Source organism: Kocuria tytonicola, assembly GCF_003687455.1.
GTDB classification, from domain to species: Bacteria; Actinomycetota; Actinomycetes; order Actinomycetales; family Micrococcaceae; genus Kocuria; species Kocuria tytonicola.
In genome coordinates this window covers 46,421-53,095 of record NZ_PHOA01000004.1, presented here as the reverse complement: position 1 = coordinate 53,095, position 6,675 = coordinate 46,421, and the positions used below count along the sequence as shown (strand labels likewise).

At 71.9% G+C, this 6,675-nt stretch carries 6 protein-coding genes; 5 read left to right on the top strand and 1 reads right to left on the bottom strand.

The annotated features are described in order from the left end of the window. Window positions 1–74: 74 nt before the first annotated feature. The 4 genes from CWC38_RS01325 to CWC38_RS01310 all read left to right on the top strand — a co-directional run bounded on the left by CWC38_RS01325 (window position 75) and on the right by CWC38_RS01310 (window position 3,976). Complete coding sequence (locus CWC38_RS01325) at window positions 75–755, top strand: TetR/AcrR family transcriptional regulator (RefSeq protein WP_240624986.1); 681 nt, start codon at window positions 75–77, stop codon at window positions 753–755. Between the two features lie 86 nt (window positions 756–841). Further along, window positions 842–1,069, top strand: a complete 228-nt coding sequence (locus CWC38_RS01320; RefSeq protein WP_121845044.1) for a DUF3107 domain-containing protein — start codon at window positions 842–844, stop codon at window positions 1,067–1,069. A 339-nt stretch (window positions 1,070–1,408) separates the two neighbouring features. Further along, complete coding sequence (locus CWC38_RS01315; RefSeq protein WP_121845043.1) at window positions 1,409–3,100, top strand: DEAD/DEAH box helicase; 1,692 nt, start codon at window positions 1,409–1,411, stop codon at window positions 3,098–3,100. A 6-nt stretch (window positions 3,101–3,106) separates the two neighbouring features. Then, a complete protein-coding gene (locus CWC38_RS01310; RefSeq protein WP_121845042.1) occupies window positions 3,107–3,976 on the top strand; it encodes a DNA-methyltransferase in 870 nt (289 codons plus the stop codon). Between the two features lie 31 nt (window positions 3,977–4,007). On the opposite strand, the gene CWC38_RS12215 is transcribed toward CWC38_RS01310, so the two are convergent. Then, on the bottom strand, window positions 4,008–4,859 hold the full coding sequence (locus CWC38_RS12215) for a PHP domain-containing protein (RefSeq protein WP_206059834.1): 852 nt from the start codon (window positions 4,857–4,859) through the stop codon (window positions 4,008–4,010). Between the two features lie 125 nt (window positions 4,860–4,984). Here CWC38_RS12215 and CWC38_RS01300 point away from each other — a divergent pair, with 125 nt between their 5' ends. After that, window positions 4,985–6,580 (top strand): aminopeptidase P family protein, encoded by a 1,596-nt coding sequence (locus CWC38_RS01300; RefSeq protein ID WP_121845054.1) that lies wholly within the window; start codon window positions 4,985–4,987, stop codon window positions 6,578–6,580. The last annotated feature ends 95 nt before the right edge of the window (window positions 6,581–6,675 follow it).

Here is a 6,675-nt window from a genome sequence, read left to right as displayed (position 1 = left end):
CCCACAGACACCCCGCGCCCCCGCGCGGCGAGCTGATGCCACCACGGACACCGCCGTCCGCAGAGGAGAACCCCATGACAGCCGTCGACGACCGCGATCCCGCCTCCCGCACCGCGCCCACGCGCGCCCGCCGCATGAGCCGGGACCAGCGCCGCGAGCAGCTGCTGGACACCGCCCTGCGGGTGTTCTCGGACGGCGGCTACCACGCCACGTCCATGGACGAGATCGCGGCCGCCGCCGGGGTGTCCAAACCCGTCCTGTACCAGCACTTCCCCGGCAAACGGGACCTCTTCCTGGCGCTGGTGGAGCACACGCTGCGCGAGCTGTCCGGGCGCCTGGAGGAGTCACTCTCGGAGTCGGACACGCACCGGGAGCGGGTGCGCAACGTGATCGTCACGCACTTCGACTTCGTGCACAGCCACCCCCAGGCCCACCGTCTGGTGTTCAGCGCGGACGTGATGTCCTTCCCGGAGGTCGCCGCCCAGCTGGACGACTTCTCGGAGGGGGTCGCAAGCGCCGTGGCCGCCCTGCTGGGACCCACCACGGGCGCCCCGCCCGCGCAGGCCATGCTGCTCTCGCGCGGTCTCGTGAACATGGTGCAGACCTCCGCGATCTACTGGATCCGCCACCCGGAGTCCGGGTCGCGCGAGGAGGTCCAGGACCGGATCTTCCGTTTAGCCTGGGGCGGAATCAAGTCCCTCAGCGAGGAGCGCCCGGAGCCTGCTCCTAGACTGGGCCGCAACGACCGGGACTGACGCCCCGTCCCCGCACGGCGCGTCCGGTCCGCAGCACACCGTCCCGCTCCGCGCGCAGCGGCCGGGACCGTCGCAGGAGGGTATCCATGGAAATCAAGATCGGCATCCAGAACGTCTCGCAGGTGCTCATGCTCAACAGCGACCTGTCCGCTGACGAGGTGCGGGCCAGGGTGACCGAGGCGCTGTCCTCCGGATCCCCCCTCGTGCTGGAGGACACCAAGGGCGGCACCGCCATGGTCCCCGCGGCGAGCATCGGCTACGTGGAGACCGGCAAGGAGACCCGCCGGAAGGTGGGCTTCGCCCCCGTCGCCTGAGCTCCCCGAACCATCCGCCGGGCCCGAGCGGTGCGCCACGACGCCCCCGTCCCGGGGGCGTCGTCCCGTTCCGGCCTCTCGTATTGCGGGTACACTGGGCTCGTCTAGCAGGATGACCGGTCGTCCCAAGAGACCGTCACGTTCACTTTCCACCCGCTCCGGCACCGCGCCCGGAGGGCGCACGCGCCCTCCGCTGAGCGCCCGGGCGGGGTGCGTTTCACGATCGGCTTCCTCACACTCGCGCGGTGGCCCCCGGCTCGCGCCGTGCCCGTCCCCCGCAGGACGGCAGGCGCACGAGACCCGGTGCCGGTGCCCCGCGCCTACCCGTGAAGGATCGTTTTGACCGACATCACCGCAACACCCGAGCAGGACGCCCCCGAGCCCGACGAGGCCGGGGTGCAGGCCATCGAGACCGCCGAGCCCGTGGCGGAGTCCTCGTTCGCGGACTTCGGGGTCCGCCAGGACATCGTGGACGCCCTCGCGGCCCACGGCATCACCTCTCCCTTCCCCATCCAGGCGATGACGCTGCCCATCGCCCTCTCGGGGCAGGACATCATCGGCCAGGCCAAGACGGGCACCGGAAAGACCCTGGGCTTCGGCATCCCCGCCCTGCAGCGTGCGGTGGGCCGGGACGACGAGGGCTGGGAGCAGCTGAAGAAGCCCGGCGCCCCGCAGGCCCTGATCGTGGTCCCCACGCGTGAGCTCGCCGTTCAGGTGGGCAGCGACCTCGCGATCGCCGCGAAGACCCGCAACGCCCGCGTGGCCACCATCTACGGCGGACGCCCGTACGAGTCGCAGATCGCCGAGCTCGAGAAGGGCGTGGAGGTCGTCGTGGGCACCCCCGGGCGCCTGATCGACCTGAACCGTCAGCACTTCCTGGACCTGAGCCACGTGCGCATGGTCGTGCTGGACGAGGCGGACGAGATGCTGGACCTGGGCTTCCTCCCGGACGTGGAGAAGCTGCTGGCCGCCGTTCCCGAGGTGCGCCAGACCATGCTGTTCTCGGCCACCATGCCGGGTCCCGTGGTCGCCATGGCCCGCCGGTACATGACCCACCCCATGCACATCCGCGCGGCGGCCCCGGACGAGGGCACCACCAAGAAGGACATCCGCCAGGTCATCTACCGCGCCCACCACCTGGACAAGGACGAGGTGGTCGCGCGCATCCTGCAGGCCGAGGGCCGCGGGCGCAGCATCATCTTCACGCGCACCAAGCGCGCCGCGGCCAAGCTCGCGGACGAGCTCATCCACCGCGGCTTCGCGGCTGCTCCCCTGCACGGGGACCTGGGCCAGGGCGCCCGTGAGCAGGCGCTGCGCGCGTTCCGCAACTCCAAGGTGGACGTGCTCGTGGCCACGGACGTCGCCGCGCGCGGCATCGACGTGGAGGACGTCACGCACGTCATCAACTTCCAGTGCCCCGAGGACGAGAAGACCTACCTGCACCGCACGGGCCGCACGGGCCGCGCGGGCAACAAGGGCACGGCCATCACGTTCGTGGACTGGGACGACGTCCCCCGCTGGCGCCTGATCGACAAGGCGCTGGAGCTCGGCGTCCCGGAGCCCGTGGAGACCTACTCGTCCTCCGAGCACCTCTACACGGACCTGAGCATCCCGCGCACGGTCAAGGGCAGGCTGCCCAAGTCCCAGCGCACCCTCGAGGGCCTCGACGCCGAGGAGCTCGAGGACCTCGGGGACGCCCGCCCCCGCCGCGACGACAAGCGCCCCGCGGGCGGCTCCCGCGGAAGCTCCGGGGAACGACGCCGCTCGGGCGGCTCGGGCTCCGAGCGCCGGCGCTCCGGCGGTTCCGACGCGGGCGGTTCCGGTTCCGGGCAGCGCTCCCGCCGTCCCCGCTCCGGCGACGGCGAGGGCTCCCGCGGGACCGGTCAGGGTGAGAGCTCCACGCGGGAGACGTCCGTGGAGACCTCGGGCGAGGGCGGCGCCAAGCGGCGTCGGCGGCGTCGTCGTTCCTCCGGGCAGAATCGGGCCGACAGCGCGCAGAACGCCCAGCAGTCCTCCGACGCCGGGGAGTAGGAGGCGGTGAGCGCGGCGGAGCCCTTCGTGTTCGACCCGGAGGGCACCAGCGCCGTCGTGCACGGCGAGAACCTCACCGTGCTGGAGTCCCTGCCGGACGAGTCGTTCTCCCTGGTGTACCTGGATCCCCCGTTCAACACCGGGCGGGACCAGGTGCGCCGCACCACCCGCTCGGTCCCCGTGGCCCACGGCCAGGGGGACCGAGTGGGGTTCGCGGGGCGGTCCTACGAGACCGTCATGGGCTCGCTGCGGCGCTACGAGGACTCGTTCGCGGACTACCTGGGGTTCCTGGAGCCGCGGCTCGCGCACGCGCGCCGCGTGCTGGCGAACCACGGCACCCTCTACGTGCACCTGGACTACCGGGAGGTGCACTACGTGAAGATCCTGCTGGACGCCCTGTTCGGCCGGGAGTGCTTCCTCAACGAGATCATCTGGGCCTACGACTTCGGCGGCCGCACCACCCGGCGCTGGCCCGCGAAGCACGACACCATCCTGGTGTACGTCAAGGACCCCGCCGCGTACCACTTCAGCTCCGAGGACGTGGACCGCGAGCCGTACATGGCTCCGGGGCTCGTGGGGCCCGAGAAGGCCGCGCGCGGGAAGCTGCCCACGGACGTGTGGTGGCACACCATCGTCTCCCCCACCGGGCGGGAGAAGACCGGCTACCCCACGCAGAAGCCCGCGGGCGTGCTGCGGCGGATCGTCACGGCGTCCTCCCGCCCCGGGGACTGGGTGCTGGACTTCTTCGCGGGCTCCGGCACCACGGGTGCCGTGAGCGCGGAGCTGGGGCGCCGGTTCGTGTGCGTGGACAGCAACCCCGAGGCCGTGGACGTCATGCGGCTGCGCCTGCCGGACGTCCCCGTCCACACCGTCTGAGCCACCGACGCCGCCACCGTGCGCCGGCCGCTCAGGGCCAGCGCACCTCCACGCCGGAGGTGGCCTGCTCGCAGATCCGGGTGAGCGAGCGCGCGGACGTGGAGTTCTCCCCCAGCCGGTTGGGCTTGCCCTCACCGTGGTAGTCGCTGGAGCCGGTGACCAGCAGGTCGTGCTCGGCGGCCATGGTCATGAGGATCGCGCGGGACTCGTCCGGGTTGTCCCGGTGGGCGACCTCCAGGCCGGCCAGGCCCGCGTCGATCATCGCCTCGAAGTCCGCGGCACTCGCCACGCGTCCCCGCAGCGGCGCCATGGGGTGCGCGCACACGGGCACCCCACCCGCCGCGCGCACGAGCTTGATGGCCTCCACCGGGTCCAGTGCATCGTGGCGCACGTAGTACTTGGACCGCCCGGAGAGCAGGTCGGAGAACGCCGCGGACCGGGTGGGCACCACGCCCAGGGAGACCAGGGCATCCGCGATGTGGGGGCGGCCCACCGTGGCGTCCGGGCCCACCTGCGCCATGACGTCCTGCCACGAGATGTCGAAGTCCTCCCCGAGCAGCTCCACCATGCGCCGCGCCCGGGTGAGCCGGTTGCGGCGGCACTCCTCGATGCGCGCCACGAGCGGCTGGTACCCGGGGTCGTGGAGGTAGCTGAGCATGTGCACGGAGATCCCGTCCGCCGTGGTGCACGTGACCTCCATGCCCGGCACGAACGCCACGCCCAGGGAGACCGCGGTGTCCCCGGCCTCCTGCCACCCGGCGGTGGTGTCGTGGTCGGTGAGTGCGAAGACGCTGAGCCCGGCGGCGTGGGCCGAGCGGGCGACGTCGGCGGGGGTCTCCGTGCCGTCCGAGGCGATCGAGTGGGTGTGCAGGTCGATTCTCACCGGCTCCACGATACCGGCGGTGCCCCGTGCGGGCGCGCTGTTGACCGGCGTGACACCATGGACGGGACAGACCCGCACCCCACCCGTGCGCGAGCGATCGCGCCGCGAAGGAGATGACCGCGCCCATGAGCCAGGGCCCCCAGCACACCGCCGCTTCCCACCACGCGAGCGAGGACGCCGCGCAGCCCATGGACGAGCGCGTGGACAACCGCTCCCAGCGCCCGGACAACGAGCAGTTCCGCGAGTTCATGGCCTCGGGCTGGGCCGCGCCGGAGCACACGACGACGCCGCGCGCAGAGGTTGCCGAGTACGCGGCCGCGCGCCGTGCCCGGCTCTCGCGCCTGTTCCCAGGCGAGCGCCTGGTGATCCCGGCCGGTGCCCCCAAGGTGCGCTCGAACGACACCGACTACCGCTTCCGCCCGCACTCGGCGTTCGCGCACGTGACGGGCATGGGAGTGGACCACGAGCCCGAGGCCGTGCTGGTCATGGAGCCCACCGAGCCGGGCCGGGGCGACAACGGCAGCGACCACGTGGCCACTCTCTACTTCCACCCCATGGCGGGGCGGGACTCCGCCGAGTTCTACGCGGACGCCAAGAACGGCGAGTTCTGGGTGGGACCGCGACCCACCCTGCAGCAGCTGCAGGACGAGTTCGGTCTGCCCACGCAGGACCTCTCGGCTCTGGAGACGGCCGTGACCAAGGACGCCGGCAACGCTGCCCTGGGCGGTCTGAGCATCCGGCTGGTGCGGGACGTGGACCTGAACATGGACGCGCTCGTGGACACCTCCCGGATCAACACGGGCGTGGACCTCGAGCAGTCCGACGCGAAGGACGCCACGCTGGCCGAGGCGCTGAGCGAGCTGCGGCTCGTGAAGGACGACTACGAGGTCGGTGAGCTGCGCAAGGCCGTGGACGCCACCATCCGCGGCTTCGAGGACATCGTGGCGGTGCTGCCCCAGGCGATTGGCGGCGAGCGCGGTGAGCGCGTGGTCGAGGGAGCGTTCTTCTCGCGTGCCCGCCTCGAGGGCAACGACCTCGGGTACGACACGATTGCGGCCTCCGGCAACAACGCCACGGTGCTGCACTGGATCCGCAACAACGGCTCGGTCAAGCCCGGGGAGCTGATCCTGGTGGACGCCGGGGTGGAGGCGGAGTCCCTCTACACGGCTGATCTCACCCGCACCCTGCCGGTGGACGGCACCTACACCGAGGTGCAGCGCCGGATCTACCAGGCCGTGCTGGACGCCTCCGAGGCGGCGTTCGAGGTGGCCGTGCCCGGCAACCGGTTCCGGGACGTCCACGCCGCGGCCATGGACGTGCTGGCCCACCGCCTCGAGGAGTGGGACCTGCTCCCGGTCTCCGCGGAGGTCTCCCTGTCCGAGTCGGGCCAGCACCACCGCCGCTGGATGCCCCACGGCACGAGCCACCACCTGGGGATCGACGTGCACGACTGCGCCCAGGCCAAGCGCGAGCTGTACCTGGACGCCGTGATCGAGCCGGGCATGGTGTTCACCATCGAGCCGGGGCTCTACTTCAAGGAGGAGGACCTCGCGATCCCCGAGGAGTACCGCGGGATCGGCGTGCGCATCGAGGACGACGTCCTCGTGACCGAGAACGGCAACGAGAACCTCTCCGCGGCGCTGCCCCGCCACCCGGACGACGTCGAGTCGTGGATCCAGGGCATCTGGAACCGCACCGAGAACGTGGGCCCGCGCGCCTGACCCCGAGCCCGGACCATGCAGAACGCCCCGCACACCGTGCGGGGCGTTCAGCATTTCCACCGGGTGCGGCTCGTGGGCCGGCACCGGTCACCGAG

Coding starts and splice junctions, on each gene's coding strand:
- CWC38_RS01320 (WP_121845044.1), top strand. CDS start 842: ATGGAAATCAAGATCGGCATCCAGAACGTCTCGCAGGTGCTCATGCTC.
- CWC38_RS01325 (WP_240624986.1), top strand. CDS start 75: ATGACAGCCGTCGACGACCGCGATCCCGCCTCCCGCACCGCGCCCACG.
- CWC38_RS01300 (WP_121845054.1), top strand. CDS start 4,985: ATGAGCCAGGGCCCCCAGCACACCGCCGCTTCCCACCACGCGAGCGAG.